This is a genomic window from Collinsella aerofaciens, assembly GCF_040915425.1.
Lineage (GTDB): Bacteria > Actinomycetota > Coriobacteriia > Coriobacteriales > Coriobacteriaceae > Collinsella > Collinsella aerofaciens_BW.
In genome coordinates, this window is the sequence record NZ_JBCPDN010000026.1 from 1 (window position 1) to 20,338 (window position 20,338).

A 20,338-nucleotide genomic window follows, 5' to 3' on the forward strand; every position below is an offset into this window, starting at 1 on the left:
ACGCCGTGATGCGCGACCGGGTGCCCTACCGGGAGTAGCCCCGACGGTTGACAAAACTATAGGAACACCCAATGACTATGTCACGGATGCGTCAGCGTTTGGTATGCCTGCAATGTGCAGCGCATAAATTCGATGCCGCAGGGCGATGCTGATGCTATAGTTACTGCGGTTAATGAGGGTCAAGAGAAAGGTTACAGGTGAAATCCAAACCTCGACCATACAGTCGATGACCCCATGCAGGTGCTTTTTGCGCATGCACGGGGTGTAAGCGTCGAGCGGCGTGCCGCCCGCGCATGCGTATACATATCCAGAAGCCCCCGGACGTCGCACATGCGGCCGCGTCCGGAGGAATAATGATGGGGAGCACCATTGAATTATCTGAGTGAGATGCTCAAATTGCCGGTCTTGGACGTCGATGGAGAAAAGCTCGGCGTGGTGAACGATTTTGGTATTGCTACCGGCGAAGTTTTTCCGCACGTGACGTCGCTCGCGTTCCGCGGTCCCGGCAAGACGCCGTTTATGATCAGCTGGCGCAAATGGGTCGACCGTATCGACGAGACGGGTGTACACCTTAAGACATCGGCCACCGAAATCCGTTTTTCGTACCTGCAGCCGACCGAACTCTTACTCGCCCGCGACGTGCTTAACAAGCAAATTGTCGACACGCAGGGCATGAAGGTCGTGCGCGTAAACGACATCAAGTTTTCCATGTCGGGCGAAAATCAGCTGCGCCTACTGGGTGCCGAAGTTGGCGCCCGCGGTCTGCTGCGCGCGATCAGCCCCACACTCGAGCATGTCGTCGAGGGCTTTATGAAGCACCTGGGCAAGCCGCTCAGCGAGGACATTATTGCCTGGTCTTACATGGACCTGCTCGATCGCTCGACTAAGAACATCCAGCTCTCGGTGTCGCACAAGACGCTTGGTGAGCTGCACCCTGCCGACATTGCCGACATCATCGAGCAGCTCGACCCGCGCCTACGTGCGCAGGTGTTTGCGCAGCTCGATACTGCCCAGGCCGCCGAGGCCATCTCGGAGTTCGATGACGACGAGCTTATGACCGAGATGCTCGAGGGCCTGTCCGACACGGACGCATCGTCGATGCTGGCCATGATGGACCCGGACGACGCCGCCGACCTGATCGACGAGCTCGATTACGAGAAGGCCGAGAAGCTCCTGCGCCTGATGGGCGTCAAGGAGGAGAAGGCGATTCGTAACCTGCTGGGTTATGAGGACAACACCGCCGGCCGCATCATGACCTCGGAGTTTGTCTCGCTGCCCGCCACGGCGACGGTCGGCGATGCCATCGAGGCGATTCGCAAACTCGATGAGGACTTCGAGAGTGTCTATTACGTCTATACCGAGGATCCGAGCGGCATGCTCACCGGCGTGCTCTCGCTGCGCACGTTGATCGTGGCCGACCGCGATGCCACGCTGGGCCAGCTCGCCTATCGCGACCTGGTCTACGTGTCGCCCGACGAGGACCAGGAAGACGTGACGGACGAGATGACCAAGTACGACCTGGTTGCCATCCCTGTCTGCGACGAGAACCGTCATATCCTGGGCATCGTGACCTTCGACGACGCCATGGACGTTATCGCCGAGGAGCATCAGGAGGACCTGCAGATCGCCGGTGTCGGCTCGGGCGATAGCGCGTCGGACGACTCGACGAACGTGCTCAGCTGGTTCGTGCATCGCCAGTACTGGGTTGTCGTGTGGGGCATTGCCTCGTGCATCATGGCAACGGTGCTGGGGACGGCGCTCGGCTCCGCGCATCTGGTGGTGTTCCCCATGTGCGCCATGCCGCTCGTGCTGCTTGCTGCCTCGCGCATGGTGTCGTTCGTCAAGAACTACTTCTTGGAGTATGACGGTCACGACGACGAGCCCAAACCGTACCTGGGATTCTTCTTCCAGAGCACGGGTATGGGCCTGATCCTTTCGCTTGTTACTTACCTGTGCGCGCAGCTGGTGCGCACTGCCGCGTTCCTCGATGCCCCTATGTTTGAGGAGCAACTCTTTACTGGGTGCTTTAATATCGCTGCCATCATTTGCCTGGTTGGCAACATGAGCGCCGTGATTTACCTGATGGTGCTGTTCTGGCGTGACGAGCATGACCTCAACACGTCGGGCACCGCCATGAACGTTATTGCCGTCATGATCTCGTGCGTAGCGTACTGCGCCGCTGCGGTGCTGCTCACCATGTCGGTCATTGGTTAGGTGGTCGCGTGCAAAATACCAAGCAAAAGTCGGGCACCAAGCAAAAGTTGACCATCGCGGCCATCTTTGGCGCTATGGGCCCCGGTCTGCTGGCGGCGCTTTCGGGCAATGACGCCGGCGGCATTGCAACGTATTCCAGTGCGGGCGCCAGCTATGGCTACAAGATGCTCTGGATGCTTCCCGTCATGACTGTGCTGCTCATCGTGACGCAGGAGACCGCGGCGCGCTGCGGCTGCGTCACGGGCAAGGGCCTGGCATCGCTCATCCGCGAGCGCTTTGGCGTGCGCAAGAGTGTACTTGCTATGGCGGCGCTGTTGATCGCCAACACGGCTGTGACCATTTCGGAGTTTGCGGGTATCGCCAGCGGCCTTGCTCTCTTTGGCGTGCCGGCGAGCATCTCGGTGCCGTTGGTGGCGCTGCTGGTGTGGATGCTTACCATGTCGGGTAGTTTCCAGCGCATCGAGAAGATTCTGCTGCTGGTAAGCTGCGTGTTCGTGACCTATATTGTCGCCGCGTTTATGGCTGGCCCCAACTGGGGTGAGGTCGCGGTCGACCTGGTCGTGCCTAACATTCAAAATGACCCCAGCTACGTGTCGCTCGTGGTCGCAACGATCGGTACCACCATCGCGCCGTGGATGATTTTCTTGGCGCAGAACAACGTGGTCGATAAGAACGCGGGCGAGGACGATATCGTGCTGCAGCGCATCGATACTGCGAGCGGCTCGCTTGCCGCCGATATCATTGCCGGCTTTATTATCATCACGACCGGTACGGTATTGTTCCCGGCGGGTATTCAGATTAGCGATGCCGCCGATGCTGCCCGCGCGCTGGAGCCTATTGCGGGTCAGTGGTCCACGGTACTGTTTGCCTCGGGCCTGGTCGCGGCGAGCTTCTTGGCCGCCTGCGTGCTGCCGGGCGTTACGTCGAGCGCTATCTGCGAGGCATTTGGCTGGGAGCGCGGTGCCGACCGCAGCTGGGACGAGGCCCCGGTCTATCGCGGCATCATTACGGCCATCATCGGCATTTCTGCCGTGTTGGTGCTTATGCCTGGCGTCGATCTGTTCCAGATTATGATGACCTCGCAGGTCATCAATGGCGTGCTACTGCCTGTAGTCTTGGTATTCCAGGTGGTTATCGCGGCGGATCGCCACATTATGGGTGCCAACCGCAACGGCCGCGTGTGGAACGTGCTCACTTGGGCGACTATCGCCGTGATTACGGTGCTCACGGTCGTCATGTTTGTCCTGCAGGCGATGGGCTACAGCGCTTAACGCCCACTTTTGCTTCCGAACAGGCCGCAGCGATGGGCTGCGGTCTGTTTTTGTCTGCTATAGGGTGTTAGTTATATAGCAATGGACAAAAAATGCCAAATATGAGTACTGTTGCTAAGTGAATAGCATTTACATCCTAAAAGATAATGAACATAGCCTTTAGTATGTTCATTAAAATTGGCTCCAATCGCCTTAAACCAGTCAGGTTGGCTGCTTTAGGGGGTTGTAGGGGTCGCTCGGACGTCATTTTGGGTGGTTTTGCCTGCTACTAAAATGGTAACAGTACTCATATTTGCCCTTTTTTGCCCACAGACCTTTGAGGGTGCGGCGAAAAGGGCTTGTTTTGATTGTTTGGGGCAGGCACGAGGCGCGGAAACGATGTCTGGAGCGACGGAGCGGCCTGGAATTCATCCGTAGAGGTCTTCATTGGCTGCGCCAGGAGTGTCCCTAACTGCCGGAGGGGGTGTCTGCCGTGGCAGACACCCCCTCCGGATGTGGGAAGTTTGCGCTGCAGGTTACTTGTCGGTGCCCAGCTTGTGCGGCTTGAGAGCGAGCGCATTGACGAGTGCGTCGGTGGCAGACTTGACGGCTGCCGGCTGCGGATCGTTGACGTGATCCTCGGGGTGTACGGGCAGGTCCTTCTTGACGGCATCGTGGATCAAGTTGAGGTACTCAGTCACGCCAGTGGTCGATAGATGCGTGCCATCGCCATCGAACAGGTCGTTGCGGTTGGCACTGTATCCGTACCAGTCGATAACGCGTACGTTCTTGTAGCGCGTAGCGGCGTTGGCGATGGCCTGGTTGGTAGAGCCAACCCACGGCTGCGGGCTGCGCGTGTTCACAAACACCACAATACGCTTATCTCCTGCATCGGCCATGATGGCGTCGATTTGGTCATCCGTTACCAAACCGTTGGTGCCCAGGGCAAAGACCACGATCTTGCCGGCAAGGTTCTGCTGGATATAGCCCTCAAATGTCGCGCGGCCCGCATCAAACTGGCGGCCCTTTTCGGCATCGATATGGCTGTGCGGGAACACGCCGTCAAAGGAATCAACGGCGCGCAGCGACACGGAGTCGCCGATCATAAGCAGATCGTAGGAGCCATCGGGGAAGCCGTCGTTGTCCTTGTCGGTGTCGTCGGCCGCCTGCTGGTCGGTGGGCGCGGTGTTTTTGGCTTCCTTGTTCAGAACTTCGGCACCCTCGCCGCTCAGCGCAGACGTCTCGGGCACAAAGACCAGGCCGCCCAGTGCAACGACCAACACGACAGCGCAGGTTGCGCAGGCAGGGACGTGCGCGCGCACCCAGTTGGCGGGCGTGGCGGTGCCGTCGCGGAACTCGGATACGGTGCGCCCAAAGGCGCCCTTTCTAAACGGCGTCTCGATAAAGCGATATGAGCATTCGGCCACGGCGACCACCAACAGCACCTGCAAAATGTACTGCCACCACGGTGTATCGTTGATGTTGGCGACCGGGTTCATGAGGAGCAGCAGCGGATAGTGCCACAGGTAGATGCTGTAGGAGCGTTTGCCAATCCATACGAGCGGCTCGGCGGCCAAGGCTCGTGTGACCATGCCCTGGGGCTGCACGCAGGCGGCAATGACCATGAGCGTGAGGATCGAGCACAGCAGCGTGCCTCCGCGATACTGGAAGGCGGTGTAGCCGTTGGTGAGCGCGACCATGGCGGCAAGGCCAACCAGACCCACGACGCCCAACACATCGATGGATGCGGGCGAGGACCAAAAGCGCACGAGGGCGCTCGGCTGTGCCGGGGCGGTCTCGGCTGCTTCGTCGGCCTTCTCGCCAGGCTTGCCCTCGGCGTTCTTGCCGTGCTTGGCGGCGCCAGCCAGGCGATTGAGCCCCAAACGATGAGCGAGACGCACCGGCGCCAGGTCGCGATCGGGGATAAAGGCCATCCAGGCACCCAGCAGCAGCGAGAACACACGGGTGTCGGTGCCGTAGTACACGCGGCTGGGGTCGGCGGCAGGGTTGTAAAGCACCATCATGGCTAGGGCAGATACCATGGCAAGGCCCAGAACCACGCGGCGCGTGTTGGGTTTGCTCACATGCATGGATACCATGGCAAACAGCAGTGGCGGCCAAATCAGGTAGAACTGTTCCTCGATGGCAAGCGACCAAAAGTGCGTGAGCGGCGAGGGGTCGCCCAGAGCATTGAAGTACGAGATGTTTTGGGCAATCTGCCACCAGTTGTTGAAGAACAGCAGCGACGGCAGGATATCGGGGCGCATCTTGGTGAGCATCACGTGGTTAAAGAGAGTGCACAGCGCGCAGGTTACCACCACGACGGTCACCACGGCGGGGACCAGGCGACGGATGCGGCGAATCCAGAAGCTCTTAAGGTCGATGCGTCCGGTCTTAGCGACTTCGTTGAGCAGCAAGCGCGTGATCAGATAGCCCGAAAGCACAAAGAAGATCGTGACGCCAAGCAGGCCGCCCTGCGCCCACGTGAGGTTAAGGTGATAGAGCACCACTGCGACGACGGCAAGCGTACGCAGGCCGTCAAGGGCAGGGATGTAGCGGGATTTGGGGCGAGCAGGCGTCTGCTCTGCGGTGGGAGTGTTGGCGCGGCCCGCGTTGTTGGCAGAAGCGCGATGGGGGCTCGCGGTGCGTCGCGGCTCGTTGGCACGGCGTTCGCCCTTCACGCGTTCGTGCGGCGCCGGCTCGTTGCCCGTGCGGCGTCGACCGCGCGAGCCCGATTGCGAGAATTGTTCCATAAAACATCATCCAATGACGAGAATAATCAGCACGTATTCATTGTAGCTGCCTGCTCCTGTGAATGCTTGCTGCTGGCGCAACCTCAAGGGTGCGTTCACATCAAAGTGAACTAAAGTTATAGAGGTGCGAAGGCGCGCAATCGACGGTCGACGGTGGGTGCAAAGCCCGCAGATGAGGAGGTTTCCATGGCAGATCGCGGCATCGTTGCGGTGTTCGGCAGCATGAACATGGACCTTTCGGTGGCGTGCGAGCGCATACCGCGTGCGGGCGAGACCGTCGGCGGCAGCGGGTTTATCACCAACGCCGGCGGCAAGGGCGCCAATCAGGCCGTAGCTGCCGCGCGTATGGGCGCGTGCACGCACATGATCGGCGCGGTCGGTCGCGATGCGTTCGGCGCGTCGCTCGTGGCGGGGCTCCAAGGCGCCGGCGTGGACTGTGACTTTGTAGTGCATCGCGATGACGTGGAGACGGGAACGGCGACCATCATTCGCTGCGAGGGCGACAACCGCATCATACTGTCACCGGGCGCCAACCATGCGCTTGCGGGCGCGGACGTTGCCTGCGCGCTGAGGCGTCTGGTGGCCCATGAGCTCGACGGCGGCGCCAGCGAGATTGCCCCGGCTGCCGGAAGCGTCTTTATCGCCCAGGGCGAATGTGACCTTGCGGCGACGGCCGAGGCGCTTGTTTGCGCTCACGAGCTGGGGTTCTATACGGTCTTTAATCCAGCGCCTGCCTGCGAGCTGCCTGCGGAGGTCTGGCCTGCGGTCGACCTGGTCTGTCCCAACGAGACCGAGTGCCAGGTGCTGACGGGCATTCTGCCCACGGATGATGTGAGTTGCGTCACCGCGCTCAATGCGCTGCTCGACAAGGGTGCCGGGGCTGCGGTCATCACGTTGGGCGGTGCCGGCTCGGTTACGCTCGGCGATGGCGGTGAGCTGCTGCGCATGCCGGCACTTTCGAGTACGGTAGTCGATACCACGGCCGCCGGCGATACGTTTATCGGCGCGTTGGCGGCGGCTCGCCTAGAGGGCTTGCCGCTCTTTGAGTGCATGGCCGCGGGTGCTCGCGCCTCGGCAGTGACGGTGTCGCGCCTGGGCGCTCAGCAATCGATTCCCACGCGCGCCGAAGTTGAACATTGGTTTGGTTAAACGATAAAGACGGAGAAGCGGAGTAGAACAATGGCAATCAAGAAGCTGATCCTTGATCTGGATATGGGTGTGGACGATGCGATGGCGCTGGCCTATGCCATCGCGAGCCCCGAGGTGGAGCTCGTGGGCATCACCACGTGCTTTGGCAACGTGCGCGTCGAGCAATCGGCGCACAACTGCCTTGCGGTGCTCGATCTGCTGGGTCGCCCCGAGGTTCCGGTGTACCTGGGTGCCGACCGTCCTCTGCAGGCGACTGAGCCCTATACGCCGCCGGCGTCCACCGCGCTCATTCACGGCAAGAACGGCATCGGCGGCGCGAGCGTGCCCGCGTCGCCCTACGAGCCGGTGGGGGCGACCTCGGCCGACGGCAACGCTGCGGTCGATTATCTGATCGATGCCGCGCGCACCTATGGTCCCGATCTGGTCTACGTAGCGACTGGCCCGCTCTCCAACCTGGCGCTCGCCCTGGAGCGCGATGCGGCGGCGATGATGTCCATCGGCCGCGTGGTCGTGATGGGCGGCGCCCTTACCGTGCCCGGCAATGTGAGCGCGGGCGCCGAGGCCAATATGGCGAGCGACCCCGAGGCAGCCGACGCGGTGCTGCGCTCGGGCCGTAAGCTCACCATGGTGGGTCTGGACGTGACGCATCGCGTGGTGCTCACACGCCGCGACATTGCCGGCTGGACGGGCTCGGGCACTATGGCTGGCTGCGCATTTGCGAGCATGGTTGAGCACTACATTGGCTCGTACGAGATGAACGCACCCTACCTGGGTGGTTGTGCGCTGCACGATCCGCTGGCCGTTGCCGTGGCGATCGACCCCACGCTCGTAGGTGCGCTCGGCTGCAACCTGCGTGTTGATCTGCTGGGTGAGTACCGCGGTCGCACCATCTGCGATGAGCGCCGCCTGTCCGATCCGGACAAGAGCGCGCTTGTGGCACTGACCGTGGATGCTCCGCGCTTCCTGTCCGAGTTCAAAACGCGTATGGCCCGTGTCCTTGGCTAAGTTGTCTTTTTGGGACGGAGCTTTTTTGGCTGGTATGATTGGTGCGACCATTCGAACCAGCTAAAAGAGCCTCGTCCCAAATTGACTACCGAGAGGATCTGCCATGGAGCGCATCGCGAGTTTTTCCGTTGACCATCTGCTGCTTGAGCCCGGCGTGTATGTGAGCCGCATCGACCGCGATCCGGCGACCGGTGCTGCCGTCACCACGTTTGACCTGCGCCTGACCACGCCCAACAAGGAGCCGGTCATGAACACCGCCGAGTGCCACACCATTGAGCACCTGGGCGCGACGTTCCTTCGCAATCATGCCGAGTGGTCGAGCCGCATTGTCTACTTTGGCCCCATGGGCTGCCGCACGGGCTTTTACCTCGTCGTATTTGGCGAGGTGACGAGCGAGGAGATCCTGCCGCTCGTGCGTGAGCTGTTCGAGTTTGTCGCCGACTTTGAGGGCGATGTCCCCGGTGCCGCTCCTGAGGAGTGCGGCAACTACCTGGACCAGAACCTTCCCATGGCTAACTGGCTCGCGCGCCGTTACCTCAACCGCGACCTGGCCGATATCGACGAGGAGCACCTGCACTATCAGCAGGCGTAAGGGCTTTATCGCCCAAAACGAGCGCATTAGGCGCCTTCGCTTATGCGGGGGCGCCTTTTTGTTGATTGGTCGGGGCGAGCGTTCAAAATCGCTCGTGTTTGTTCTAGAATGTTCGTATAGTCACATTTACGAACAGGAGTGAACATGCATATCTACTCTGTCAACGATCCCGAGTTCAAATCCTATGGCAACGTTTGGGATAACGTTCCGTCCGAGCTTACGTCGCCCGTGCTCGAGGCGCTCTCTGCCACGCCCATTCCCGAGGGCAGCAAGTACGTTGCAAGTGCGCCGGAGCTCGAGGACGTCAAGGATGCCGACAAGCTTGGCTTTCTCATGTTTGGTGGCCGTCCCTTCCAGCTCGGCTGGTGCAACGGCCACAATACACGACTCAACTGCCTGGAGTATCACCGCGCGAGCGAATTCAACCTGGGCGCTCGCGACTTTATCCTGCTCGTGGCGCATCGCTGGGAGATCGAGGACGGCAAGCTCGACACCGCGTGCGTCAAGGCGTTTCGCGTGCCGGCGGGTACGGTCGTCGAAGTCTTCAACACCACGCTCCACTACACGCCGTGCATGGTCGACGACGGTGGCTTCCAGGTGATGGTGGCGCTGCCCGCCGGCACCAACGGCCCGCGCCCCGAGGTCGCGGCCGACATGCCCTCGGCCGGCGACAGCTACTGCTACTGGAAGGCCGACAAGTGGGTCCTCTGCCATGCTGACAGTCCCAAGGCAGCCGAAGGCGGCTACGTAGGCCTCATCGGCAAAAATCTCGACATCACCGTGGACTAGCGCATCGCCCCAAACCACCACAAAGGTGCCTGTCTCCTTTGCGGTGGTTTGGGGCGGGCAGATATCGGGAAGTGCCAGACGGGGGAGGCTGCCGGGCGCCTTGCCCGTCTGCGGATTTTGGGACATGCGGCCCGCTTTTCGACCCATCTGTCGGTACACTAAAAGCACTATGGGTACCCGCGAGCGACATATCGGCCATGCGGCCGCCCGATCCGCACCCGTGGCGGATCCCAGGGGCGGCAGGCTCTTCGCCATGCCGCGATTCCTTGTTGGCATAACACATCAGGTGTACCGCCACCGCGTCTTTGCTATCGCCGGTGTCATCACCGCGATGTTCCTCATGCTTTTGGCAGTCTTTCCGGCGCTGTTCGCCTTCGACCCCAAACTTTCTAACGCCGTGCCCGCCTATAGCGAGGTGTCCGAAGAGGTCGTGGATGCGCTCGTCCATTCGAGCTCTCTGCCGTTGCTTGTTGCCGCAATTGCATTTTCGATCTGGGGCGTATCGGTCTATCTGCGCTGTTTGGACTATGTGTTGCGCCGCCGTCTTGTTGCCATCGCCACCATCTGCGCCCTGTGGATGATCGAAGTCATTCTCAAGTACAAGTCGTTCACGCCGTTCTATGCCACCGTGCTGTGGTACCTGTACTACGTGCCCATGACGCTCATTCCGCTGCTCTACCAGTTGTGTGGTCTGCGCCTCGCGGGCCTGGAGCAACACCGCCTGGGTCGCCGCTACTGCGCTGCGCTGTGGATTATGGCTATCCTGCTTATCGGATTTGTGCTCACCAACGATTTTCACCAGCAGGTCTTCCACTTTGACCGTACAAGCGACACCTGGAGCAACGATTACACGTACGGCTGGGGTTATTTCGCCGTCCTCGTGTGGACGGCCTTTAACTTTGTGGCCTTTTTTATCCTGGTGGGCCGGTCCTCGTCCTTTCGCATCCAACGTTTCTCGGGCACGGCGGCGCTCGTGCTGCTGGGCGGCGCGTTCTTTGCCATCTCATATGCGTTGCGCGTGCCCTGGGCATGGAGGCTCAACTTCTCGCTCATCTATTGCGTCTTGTGTGTGGTGGCGATGGAAATCTGTCTCGATTGCGGTGCCATTCCGTCATATCACGACATCGCCGGCATCTTCGACACCTTGCCGCTCGACCTCAAAGTTCTAACGCGCGACCTGCAGGAAGTCTATGCCACGCCGGTGTCAAAGCCAATGCCGGTAGGCGTGTGCGAAGAGCTGCGAGCCCAGGAACACGGGCATGCCCATGCCTTTGCCGTGGAGTCCAATCCCGATGTAATGTACCGAGCCTTTCCACTGCTGGGTGGATCGGCCCTGCTTGCCCAAGACGTGTCGGATCTCAACGAGCTTAACCGTGAACTGGCACACCGTCGCATGGAGCTGCAGCGTCAAAACGAGCTGCTCGCTGCCGACTACGACCTTAAGACGCACCTGGCAGATCAAGAGGCCGAGACCTTGCTGGTTCAAGACGTGGACCAGGCGCTTGCCCGCGCGTTCGAAGGGATGTACGACCTGCTGAGCTCGCTGCCGCCGTTGACCGATGAAGCGTCTTCGCACGAGCGTTACCGCATGCTGCAGCGAGCCAAGATGCTCGTCGCCTATTGCAAGCGCAAAGGGTCGCTCACGTTGGCACAGCACGGGGAGAGCGGTTTTGATCGCGACCGCATTCAGCTCATTGCCAACGAGCTCGCAAGCGACCTGCGCACCATCGATATCGATTGCGCTTCGATTATCGCCATACGGCGCCCGATGCACGCCAGTGCGGTAAGCGCCCTGTACGACTGCGTGTATGACTTTGCGTTTTTTGCCTACACCACCGACCATCCGGCGCTTATGTATCACTTGGGCGACCATGACCGATGCAGTGTCGAGCTGCGCGCCACGCTTTTTTCCAACGATGATGCAGATCTTTCGCAGACGCCCGCCGCGCAAGAGCTCGAAAGCGCTCTGCAAGGGCGCAACGTGGCATACCGCCTTGAGGGCGAGCCCGGCCAGCTGCGCATGATCGTCTTGATGCCGCGGGCGGGTGAGTGACGATGCAGATTTCGCTCATCCTTCCCCAAATCGTTGCGCTCGATGTTGTCTTTGCCCTGGCTGCGTGTCTGCAGACGATTCACGTCCCGCTCATCGCATCGCGCCGCTCGTCCTATAACCGTAAGGTGATTTGTGCCTACGAGGCGAGCCTTGTGCTTCACCTAGTTATTTCGGCGCTCATCTTGTTCGCGTCGTCTGGCTCGTATCTGGTGGCGCCGCTTGACGTTTGCGCCAGGGCAATGGGCGGAGCGTTGTGGCTCAATGCCGTGATCTTTGCCTACGGCATGGTGCTTATGGTGCACTATCGTCGCCCCGTCATGCTGGCCGAACTGTTGCTCGTTGCCGCCGTGACACCGCCGGTGGTGCTTGCCATGGGCTCGGCGTGGACCACGGTCCTTATCGCAGAGGGAGCGTTTTTCCTGTTCCGCTCCATTGCGGCGCTCTTGATGGATGTCCGCAACCGCCAGGAGGATATCACCGCGTTCTCGACGATCGAAACCATCAACGTGATTCCCGTGGGCATCCTGTATCTGGACCCGAGGGGCCGTCCGCTGCTCATGAACCGCTGCATGCGAAAAAACCTGGTGGAGCTTCATATGCCCACCGACCTAGGCGATATGAGCGGTACATGGAACGACTTGCGCAAACTCAGCATGCAAATGCCCGAAAGCAGCAGGAACCGTGTGCGGATTAATCTGGACCGCTTTGGTGAGGCGCGGGCGGTGGTCGAGGTTTCTCCCGCCGAGATTCGCTTGTTTGTGCACGATGACGTTATGGTTTCGGGCCGCCTCTTCGAGCGCATTATCGGCCTGGATGTAACAGAGTATGCGCATGCTCATGATCGCCTGGCGCAAGCCAACCACCTGCTTGAGCTTGCGGGCCAAGAGCTCCAAGCCCAGATCGAAGAAGTCAAAAAAGTTGCTGACAATGCGGCCTACCTACGTATGCGCGCTCGCGTGCACGACGTGATCGGGCAGCGCCTGTCCATCCTCCATCGTTATCTGGAGGAGGGGCGCCTGGATGACGAGTCACTCGAGCAGATCGACCCGCTGCTGCGCTCAATCGCTGCCGATCTGCGCAGCGGGGGCGACACCGAACCGGCAGAGCAACTGGGAGATATCGTCCATGCCTTTGGCCTGGTGAGCGTGCAGATCGATGTGGAGGGCGAGCTGCCAAACGACGCGCGTGTCGCCGCAGCATTTTTGCAGATTATCCGCGAAGCCTCGACCAATGCCACCAAGCATGCACAGGCCCATCAGGTCCATGTGCGCCTGTGGCAGGAGGGGGCAGAAGACGGCTCTGTTGCGTGGATGGTCGTTTCTAACGACGGCGCGCCTGCACCCGTATCGTATCGCGAGGGAACGGGTATCCCAGGTATGAGGCATGTCGCACAGAATCTGGGCGGCAGCCTGGAAGTCCACACCGCCCCGCCCTTCACGCTTACGGTGTCCATCCCGCTCGCCTCCAGCGCCACGGTCCAAAGGAGAAGTTCATGATTCGCGTGTTAATCGTCGAAGACCAGGCTATCTTGCGCGAGAGCCTCGCGCGCTCCGTCGGTGACCAGCCCGACATGACGGTTGTTGCCGCGATCGCCGACGCCTCGGATGCCTTGGACGTTGTGCTTAAGGAGCGCCCGGACATGATACTGATGGACGTATGCACCGAGCATGATTCCAACGGCATCGTGGCGGCGGCGCGCATCAAAGAACAACTGCCCGAGTGCCGCGTCATTATCATGACGGGTATGCCCGAAATCACCTTTGTGGACCAGGCGCGCGAGGCGGGCGTCGACAGCTTTGTGTACAAGAACGTCGGTATCGACGAGCTTTTCGCCGTGATGCGCTCCACGTTGGCGGGTTACTGCACGTTTCCCAAGCCGCCCGAGAGCATCTTCTCGGGCACGGCGGCCCTCGACGATGTCGAGCTGTCGATCTTGCGCCTTGCCTGCGAGGGTAAGAGCCGCCGCGAGATCGCGGCCGAGCTGTTTATGAGCGAGGGCACCATCAAACGCCGCATCTCGGAGATTCTCAATAAGACCGGCTACGACAACATCATGCGCTTGGCCGTGCGCGCAGTAACGGAGGGCAGCATCGTTCCCAACATGGAGCGCTAGCGCTCGTTACGCATCGGCATAAAGCGGCGGGGCCGCGGGATCATTTCCTGCGGCCCCGCCTGGCAAGTGCGCGGATGTGTCCGCCAATCCGCGGCTGATGTTACGTGCCGTTGCGCGATGGTCGCGGTGTAGGAAGCGACGTCCTCGTAGGAATCGGTCAGGTAGGCGTCGATGCCGATGGTCGTATTGACGAGGTCGTCAAGGCTGTCAAGCTCGCCGCTCGAGAACGTGAATTCCTCGGTGGCGCTGGTGCTGGGCATCAGGTTAGCCGAGAACCAGGGTTCCTTCATAGTGCCGTTGACGTTGGTCTTGCCGGAAGGAGCGTAGAAGGTCAGGTCCTTGTCGCTCTTGTTGACGATGTTGACGACAAAGCCGATGTCGCCCCAGTCGTCCTTGAATTTCTCGGTGATGGTGATGGTGCACAGATCGTCATCGGCGACGGTGACGGCGGGGGAGATTTCGACGCTCTGGACATCGTCGTCTTCGACGGCCTCATCGATCTCCTCTTCCTTCTCGGCCGCCTCGCGATCCTTCTTCACCGTGCCGGACAGATCCTTGTCGGACTTGGTGAAGATAAGCTTGTCGCCTTCCACCTCAAGGACGAGCTTGTCGTCCTTGAGCTTCAGGTCGTGCGATTCATCTTCGGCGGTGATCGTTACGGTGGTGGCGTCCTTGGCTTCCCATTTCAGGTCGGCGACCTCAAGGAACATATCGAGGACGCCTGTGCCGTCCTCGTCGAGGATCAGGACGCAGTTGAGGCCCCACTCCTTGAGCATATCCATGTACTCATCGGTGAGCTCTTCGCCATCCAAGGTTCCACCCGAGTACTGCCAGCTGCCGACGAAGTTGGCCTTGGGGTCCTTGCCGCCGCCGCTGCAGCCCGTCAGGGCAAAGGCGAGCGCCAGGACGCATGTCAGAAATGCGAGTACGGACTTTTTGAACGTTGTCTTCATGGTGTCCTCCTTCATCGAACGAAACCCATAGAAGCAAATGCGGGGGCGGCGGATCCCCCGCTCATTACCAGTTAGGGGCGCTAGGGCCTGGGCGTTCCGCAGTTGCTGCAGAACTTGCCACCGTTTTCGCTACCGCAGTTGGGGCAGAACCACTTGGCCGGCGCCGGGGCGGGTGCGGGACTGCCGCACTCGGAGCAGAACTTGCCGGTGTTGGTGGCGCCGCAGCTGCAGGTCCATGCGCCGGCCGCAGGTGCGGCAGCGGGTGCCGGTGCGGGGGCGGGAGCCGGAGCCGGCTGCGGGGCGGCCTGCTGCTGTGCCTGGCCGGCAGCGAACAGCTGGCTGGCGTTCATGCCGCCCATGCCGCCCGCCATGCCCATGCCCATAAAACCGGCCATCGCGCCGTTGGGGTTGGCCGCCGCGGCGCGCATCGCATCGCTCTGAGCGCTGGCGATGTTGGCTGCCGCCATGGTGGGGTCGCGCATGACCGCGGCCTTCTGCAGATCCTTGATCATCTGCTCGTCTTCTTGCGAGGCGGCGATGGAGTTGACGCCAAAGCTTACGATCTCGACGCCGCGCAGATCGCGCCAGTCGGCCGAGAGGACCTCGTTGAGCGCGCGGGCGAGCTCGGTGGTGTGGCCGGGGATGGCACTGTAGCGGATGCCCATCTCCGAGATCTTGGCAAAGGCGGGCTGCAGGGCGGTGAGCAGCTCGGATTTAAGCTGGCTGTCAATCTTATCGCGCGTATAGCTGTCGGTCACGTTGCCGCACACATTAGTGTAGAACAGCAGCGGGTTGGTGATGCGGTACGAATACTCGCCGTTGCAGCGCACGGAGATGTCGACGTCCAGGCCGATATTGTTGTCGACCACGCGGAAGGGCACAGGCGAGGCGGTGCCGTACTTGTTGCCGATGATCTCCTTGGTGTTGATGAAGTAGACGCGCTGGTCCTTGCCCGCGTCGCCGCCAAAGGTAAAGCGGCTGCCGATATTGGCGAAGGTCTCCTTGATGGAGTCGCCCAGGTTGCCGCTAAAGACGCTCGGCTCGCTGCCGGTATCGAAGACGAACTCACCGGGCTCCAGCGCGACTTCGATGATCTTGCCGTTTTGCACCACGAGCATGCCCTGGCCGTCGTTGACGGCGATGACCGAGCCGTTGGAGATGACGTTGTCCTCGCCGCGCGTGTTGGAGCTGCGGCCACCGGTGCGTTTGCTGCCCTTGCAGGCCAAGACGTCAGCAGGCATCGATTCGCAATAGATAAATTCCTTCCACTGGTCGGCCATGACGCCGCCGGCAGCTCCCAATCCAGCTTTTAAGAGTCCCATGGTAATCTTCCTTTCTCGTCAAAGGCCGGGTGGTATTGGTTGGATTGCTTAGTCGTCCTTGTCGTCTTTCATGACAACGGTGGTCTCGGTGTGGCTGAAGGTGTCGTGCTTCTCGGTCAGGTCGAGCTCGCCGCAGTACTCGTCGGCGTGGGTGGCCTCGTTGGCCGTCTTGAGCTGGCCTACCAGTAGCACGTCTCCGATAATCGCGATGATCAGCGGCGCGATGACGTTGATGAGGATGCCCTCGATATCAAAGGTGAGGTAATCCGGATCGAAGGCGTATTCCCCCATAAAGAGAATCTGGGAGAGGATAAATCCGATCACAAAGAACAGCACCGAGGCGATGGCGAGCTTGGGCTTGGAGCAGGGGAGCTCGCCGACCAAGCGGCCGGTCTGGCCGTTCATGGCAAACAGGTAGCTCTTGCCGTTCCACGAGGTGGAGAGCATCCAGACGGGGAACAGGGCGTAGTCGCTGTCTTCCCAGGTGTAGTCGAGCTGCTTGCTTTCGACCGTGGCATCGTCGTATTCGTCGACGACGGTCTCACGCAGGGCCGAGATCGTGCTTTCTTCCATACGGCGCTCGGCGCGCGCCTTGCAGGTCTCGCAGTCCTTGTCGTAACGGTTGGCGATGTAGCCGGGCATATATGCGATCGAGAACGGACGCAGCGCGTCGTAGTCAAACGGCTCGATGGCGTCCATGTGGCCGTCGGGCATCTTGGACGATCCGTCGACGGGCACGCGCTTAAACGAGATATTGCCCTTGCGATAGGCATCGTAGTGGTCGGTGGTCGTGACGGTGCGGTCGGATTCCTCGGTCACGGTCTCGTTGGTCGCGTCAAAGTGCACTTCGCCGTCAACGCGGGCGCCGTAGAGCCAAAACGGCACGTAGACACCTTGGACCTCGTCGATGTGGTTGCCGGTGACAAAGCTCTTGGGCAGCAAGATCTTGCCCTTGTAGTGTTCCTTGAGTGCGGCCGTGACGTCATCGCGCCCGAGCTTAAACGGAATCACCAGGTCGGGCGAGAAGTCGCCCGAGAGCTGACCGGGCGCCACGGCGGAGTTGCCGCAGTACGGGCAGGTGGTGACGGCGACGGTGCCGTCGGACACGAGCTCGGCGCCGCACGACGAGCAGATGTAGCCGGCGTTTTGGGCAAGCTCCTGCACCGCAGCGTCGGTCGCGGGCTTGGGTGCCGCCGCTGCGGCGTCGGCTTTGGCGTCTGCCTTGTCCTGGCGCTCGCGATAGAGGGCCTCGACTTCTTCGACTTCAAAGCGCGAGTCGCAGTAGTCGCAGACGAGCTTTTGCTCGGCGCTTGCAAAATGCAAGGGGCCACCGCAGGCAGGGCACTGATAGTTAACGCTCTCGAAGGCCATGATCGGTCCTTTCCGTGCCGGGGGCTATGCGCCGATGGCGCCGCCGCAGTATTCGCAGCGCCCGCTGGCATCGGGAATGGTGGTGGCTCCGCAGAAGGGGCAGGTCACCGCGGTCTTGGGGGCCTTGGCGGCCACGACGCTGTCGCGCGTCTCCTGGCGCAGCTGCACCAGCGCATCGCGGACCTCGGTTGCCTGGCGCTTGGCCTTGCGGTATTCGATGGAGCCGCGCTGATCGATGGTGGAGTCGTTCACGCGCAGGTTGATCTCGGTAAAGTACGGCGTGTTGACATGGATGGTCAGATTAAAGTCGTAATCCAGGTCGTAGCGCGGCGGGTTGTAGCTCTCGCGCTCGCCGTCCTTGGTCTCGCGATAGATCTCGGTGCGTTGCTCGTCGATATCCATATCGCAGCCGAGTACCTGCGAGAACTCGATGATGTCGGGATTGGCGTCGCGCCAGCGGCTCTGCGAAGTGATGATCAGCAGGCCCGCGTCCTCATCGAGCATAATATTGGTGCGCCCGGCAGAAAGCGTGCGCGTGGGGTTGAACGAAGACAGGCGTTCGGCGTTGGCCTCGCGGTAGGCGAGTTGCTCACGGATATCGTCCGCGGTGCTGGAGCGATAGCCGTGAAAGTAGGGGGAGAGCTTGCCGGCGCACTCTTTGCACAGGTAGCCTTCATTGATTTTTGTCTTACCTAGAAGTCCCAGCTCGGTACCGCAAATCGCGCACTCTTTCTTCTCGAACATCTTGTCAAAGAAGCCCATGGCTGCCTCCCATCAACAGGTAGCGTGTGTCACTTTTGATGATGGGGGAGTGTGCGATTCTTCGCGATACCCAGACGGCTCAAGGAGTCTCCACAACTGGGACACATGGCCCATTTTTGACTAGTCATTGGGGACGTTCTTAAACGACTAGTCGCGGGGGACACTCTTTGCCGAAGGTACTCATTGGGGACGTACTTAAATGAGTGGCAGTTGGAGACACTCCTGGCCGAGTTAGAGGTCGCGCGTGCCCCTTCTGGGCCATGCGGCTCAAAATCTCGGCGTGATGTGGACGACTGGGGTCGAATTAGCAGCATTTCGAGCTTGGTTTTGATATTGAGATTGATTCTTTATTAAAATAGATTCCAGACCAATTAAGCGGCCGGGGGTTAACCGTGAGGGGCATGGGAGACACAACCGCATATCTGCGTCGGGGCATTCGGGAGATTATATGCCTGGCGCTGTTCTTCTTCACGTTTTTGGCGTGCGAGTATCTTTTTGATGTGCGCATAGCCGAGTTCGTGCCATCGAGTGAGGTCGTCATCTACGAGAGCATCGTTGTCGGCGCGAGCGTGATTGGCTTTTTCGTGCGCCCATTTCTGTACTATCGCCGTCCCCAGACGATCGATGCGACGAGCGATATTACAGGCGTGCTTTTGGTATCGGCGTTGCTGCTGATGATTATGGCAGTGCGGTTTGAGGTGGTAATTGCCGGCGGCCTGGTGGCGTGCTGCGCCCTGGGCTACTGCGGATCGACTGCCCACGCAAACTTTGCGCGACGCTTTGCGCGGACGCCCTGCTTGGCGCGCGCCGCAGCACTTTCCTATGCCATGGGCGTTCTGGTACAGGTGTTCAACCACATGGCGATGCCTGTTGGTATTCCTCAGCAGGCTGTTCTGGTCATCTGTGCGATCGCGCAGGTAGCGTTGCTCCACGGTGCCCGACGCGCCAAGCTGCGCGACGAGTCCGATCCCAACTTCGAACCCAGTGCTGCCGGGCTTTCGGTAGATGCTCTGAAATATGGCGCCAAATGGCATGACGATCCCGAGGCAAAGGCGGCATTTCGCCGCACCGTAGTTCGCCTGACCGTGGCGACAGCGTATCTTTCCGGCGTATTCGCCGCTCTCAACGCGGGCCTCACAACCCTGTATGCTACCGGAGCCGTTGATTTGGGTGACTGGCCGCGCCTGCTGCTTGTCGTGAGCTCGTTGGCCGCCGGCGCACTATTTGACCTGCACGACCGCTCGTATATGAATATCGGCATGACATGTGTCGCCATGCTGTCCACGCTTTCGTTCTTTGTGCTCATCATCGATGGCAATGGCGGCAACGAGCTTGCTGCCACGATCATCTTTTATCTGGGCTCGGGCTTCTTTGTGGTGTTCTTTACCACAAAATTCGCCGCCATCTCACTCTATGCGCGCTGGTCATATTTTTGGCCGTGCATGGGTCGCGTCGTCAACAACGTGTGCTCGATGCTCGTGACGGCGCCGGCGGTGGCGATCATCTCGAGTCAAAACGTGCTGGTGGCAGTCGGCGCGGCGCTCGTGATGTTTGTGGGTATTGCGATTACGCTGCTGGGGCAGTTGGGGCAACGGGCCGATGATGTCGTGATGCAGGACGGCCTGCCGCTTGCCACTGATGATCTTGGTGGGGATCTTGCGCCCACATGCTCCGACTCCGAGCCCGTGGAGGCAGCGGAGCTCACGTCCGATGAACGCCTCGATGCCTTCGTCGCCACCTTTGAGCTTACAGAGCGCGAGCGCGATATTCTTGAGGCCTTGGTCGTTTCGGACCAGAGCGTTCAGGACATCGCCGCAACGCTTTTCCTTTCGCGCTCCACGCTCTACCGTCACATTTCCTCGATCAACAAAAAGACCGGCACCGCCTCGCGCGTGGCCCTTATCAACTTCTTCTGGTCCTGGACACCCAAGGACTAGCTAATCCTCCAATAAGTTGCGGTGGAATAGTCCCTAAATTAAAGTCGCGGGACCTTAAACAGGAACTATTTCACC

At 60.5% G+C, this 20,338-nt stretch carries 15 protein-coding genes; 10 read left to right on the plus strand and 5 right to left on the minus strand.

Annotation, left to right across the window (positions count from 1 at the left end; all coding sequences use genetic code 11):
- Positions 1–369: 369 nt before the first annotated feature.
- Positions 370–2,214 (plus strand): magnesium transporter, encoded by a 1,845-nt coding sequence (locus AB5164_RS05020; protein WP_368147864.1) that lies wholly within the window; start codon positions 370–372, stop codon positions 2,212–2,214.
- Between the two features lie 74 nt (positions 2,215–2,288).
- Entirely contained in the window at positions 2,289–3,485 is a 1,197-nt protein-coding gene (locus tag AB5164_RS05025) for an Nramp family divalent metal transporter (protein ID WP_368142795.1), read from the plus strand.
- Positions 3,486–4,000: 515 nt separating this feature from the next.
- Here the strand turns inward: AB5164_RS05025 and AB5164_RS05030 are convergent.
- Entirely contained in the window at positions 4,001–6,217 is a 2,217-nt protein-coding gene (locus AB5164_RS05030; RefSeq protein WP_368142780.1) for an acyltransferase family protein, read from the minus strand.
- Between the two features lie 186 nt (positions 6,218–6,403).
- Between AB5164_RS05030 and AB5164_RS05035 the strand changes: the two genes are divergently transcribed.
- From AB5164_RS05035 to AB5164_RS05065, 7 genes are all read left to right on the plus strand, one after another.
- The gene (locus AB5164_RS05035; protein WP_368142781.1) at positions 6,404–7,366 is read left to right on the plus strand and encodes a ribokinase; all 963 of its coding nucleotides are present in this window, start codon (positions 6,404–6,406) and stop codon (positions 7,364–7,366) included.
- 30 nt (positions 7,367–7,396) lie between these two features.
- The gene (locus tag AB5164_RS05040) at positions 7,397–8,371 is read left to right on the plus strand and encodes a nucleoside hydrolase (RefSeq protein ID WP_138374336.1); all 975 of its coding nucleotides are present in this window, start codon (positions 7,397–7,399) and stop codon (positions 8,369–8,371) included.
- 103 nt (positions 8,372–8,474) lie between these two features.
- Positions 8,475–8,963, plus strand: a complete 489-nt coding sequence (locus AB5164_RS05045) for an S-ribosylhomocysteine lyase (protein WP_368136514.1) — start codon at positions 8,475–8,477, stop codon at positions 8,961–8,963.
- Positions 8,964–9,107: 144 nt separating this feature from the next.
- Complete coding sequence (locus tag AB5164_RS05050; RefSeq protein WP_368142783.1) at positions 9,108–9,752, plus strand: DUF4867 family protein; 645 nt, start codon at positions 9,108–9,110, stop codon at positions 9,750–9,752.
- 253 nt (positions 9,753–10,005) lie between these two features.
- The gene (locus AB5164_RS05055) at positions 10,006–11,805 is read left to right on the plus strand and encodes a histidine kinase N-terminal 7TM domain-containing protein (protein ID WP_368147866.1); all 1,800 of its coding nucleotides are present in this window, start codon (positions 10,006–10,008) and stop codon (positions 11,803–11,805) included.
- A gap of 2 nt (positions 11,806–11,807) precedes the next feature.
- Complete coding sequence (locus AB5164_RS05060; protein ID WP_368142786.1) at positions 11,808–13,301, plus strand: sensor histidine kinase; 1,494 nt, start codon at positions 11,808–11,810, stop codon at positions 13,299–13,301.
- Positions 13,298–13,918 (plus strand): response regulator transcription factor, encoded by a 621-nt coding sequence (locus tag AB5164_RS05065; protein ID WP_138375254.1) that lies wholly within the window; start codon positions 13,298–13,300, stop codon positions 13,916–13,918. The genes AB5164_RS05060 and AB5164_RS05065 overlap by 4 nt, the downstream gene beginning before the upstream one ends.
- Here AB5164_RS05065 and AB5164_RS05070 read toward each other — a convergent pair.
- From AB5164_RS05070 to AB5164_RS05085, 4 genes are all read right to left on the minus strand, one after another.
- The gene (locus tag AB5164_RS05070) at positions 13,915–14,871 is read right to left on the minus strand and encodes a hypothetical protein (RefSeq protein WP_368142787.1); all 957 of its coding nucleotides are present in this window, start codon (positions 14,869–14,871) and stop codon (positions 13,915–13,917) included. The two genes, AB5164_RS05065 and AB5164_RS05070, sit on opposite strands and share 4 nt — an antisense overlap.
- A gap of 80 nt (positions 14,872–14,951) precedes the next feature.
- On the minus strand, positions 14,952–16,193 hold the full coding sequence (locus tag AB5164_RS05075) for an SPFH domain-containing protein (protein ID WP_117763324.1): 1,242 nt from the start codon (positions 16,191–16,193) through the stop codon (positions 14,952–14,954).
- Positions 16,194–16,241: 48 nt separating this feature from the next.
- Positions 16,242–17,564 (minus strand): hypothetical protein, encoded by a 1,323-nt coding sequence (locus tag AB5164_RS05080; RefSeq protein ID WP_368142788.1) that lies wholly within the window; start codon positions 17,562–17,564, stop codon positions 16,242–16,244.
- 24 nt (positions 17,565–17,588) lie between these two features.
- Positions 17,589–18,326 (minus strand): DUF4428 domain-containing protein, encoded by a 738-nt coding sequence (locus AB5164_RS05085; protein WP_368142790.1) that lies wholly within the window; start codon positions 18,324–18,326, stop codon positions 17,589–17,591.
- 401 nt (positions 18,327–18,727) lie between these two features.
- On the opposite strand from AB5164_RS05085, the gene AB5164_RS05090 reads away from it, so the two are divergent.
- A complete protein-coding gene (locus AB5164_RS05090; protein WP_368142791.1) occupies positions 18,728–20,263 on the plus strand; it encodes a helix-turn-helix transcriptional regulator in 1,536 nt (511 codons plus the stop codon).
- Positions 20,264–20,338: the final 75 nt, after the last annotated feature.

Bases quoted from the DNA above. Each gene is read 5' to 3' on its own strand.
- AB5164_RS05025 (WP_368142795.1), top strand. From the start codon at position 2,289: ATGGGCCCCGGTCTGCTGGCGGCGCTTTCGGGCAATGACGCCGGCGGC.
- AB5164_RS05030 (WP_368142780.1), bottom strand. From the start codon at position 6,217: ATGGAACAATTCTCGCAATCGGGCTCGCGCGGTCGACGCCGCACGGGC.
- AB5164_RS05035 (WP_368142781.1), top strand. From the start codon at position 6,404: ATGGCAGATCGCGGCATCGTTGCGGTGTTCGGCAGCATGAACATGGAC.
- AB5164_RS05040 (WP_138374336.1), top strand. From the start codon at position 7,397: ATGGCAATCAAGAAGCTGATCCTTGATCTGGATATGGGTGTGGACGAT.
- AB5164_RS05045 (WP_368136514.1), top strand. From the start codon at position 8,475: ATGGAGCGCATCGCGAGTTTTTCCGTTGACCATCTGCTGCTTGAGCCC.
- AB5164_RS05050 (WP_368142783.1), top strand. From the start codon at position 9,108: ATGCATATCTACTCTGTCAACGATCCCGAGTTCAAATCCTATGGCAAC.
- AB5164_RS05055 (WP_368147866.1), top strand. From the start codon at position 10,006: ATGCCGCGATTCCTTGTTGGCATAACACATCAGGTGTACCGCCACCGC.
- AB5164_RS05060 (WP_368142786.1), top strand. From the start codon at position 11,808: ATGCAGATTTCGCTCATCCTTCCCCAAATCGTTGCGCTCGATGTTGTC.
- AB5164_RS05065 (WP_138375254.1), top strand. From the start codon at position 13,298: ATGATTCGCGTGTTAATCGTCGAAGACCAGGCTATCTTGCGCGAGAGC.
- AB5164_RS05070 (WP_368142787.1), bottom strand. From the start codon at position 14,871: ATGAAGACAACGTTCAAAAAGTCCGTACTCGCATTTCTGACATGCGTC.
- AB5164_RS05075 (WP_117763324.1), bottom strand. From the start codon at position 16,193: ATGGGACTCTTAAAAGCTGGATTGGGAGCTGCCGGCGGCGTCATGGCC.
- AB5164_RS05080 (WP_368142788.1), bottom strand. From the start codon at position 17,564: ATGGCCTTCGAGAGCGTTAACTATCAGTGCCCTGCCTGCGGTGGCCCC.
- AB5164_RS05085 (WP_368142790.1), bottom strand. From the start codon at position 18,326: ATGGGCTTCTTTGACAAGATGTTCGAGAAGAAAGAGTGCGCGATTTGC.
- AB5164_RS05090 (WP_368142791.1), top strand. From the start codon at position 18,728: ATGGGAGACACAACCGCATATCTGCGTCGGGGCATTCGGGAGATTATA.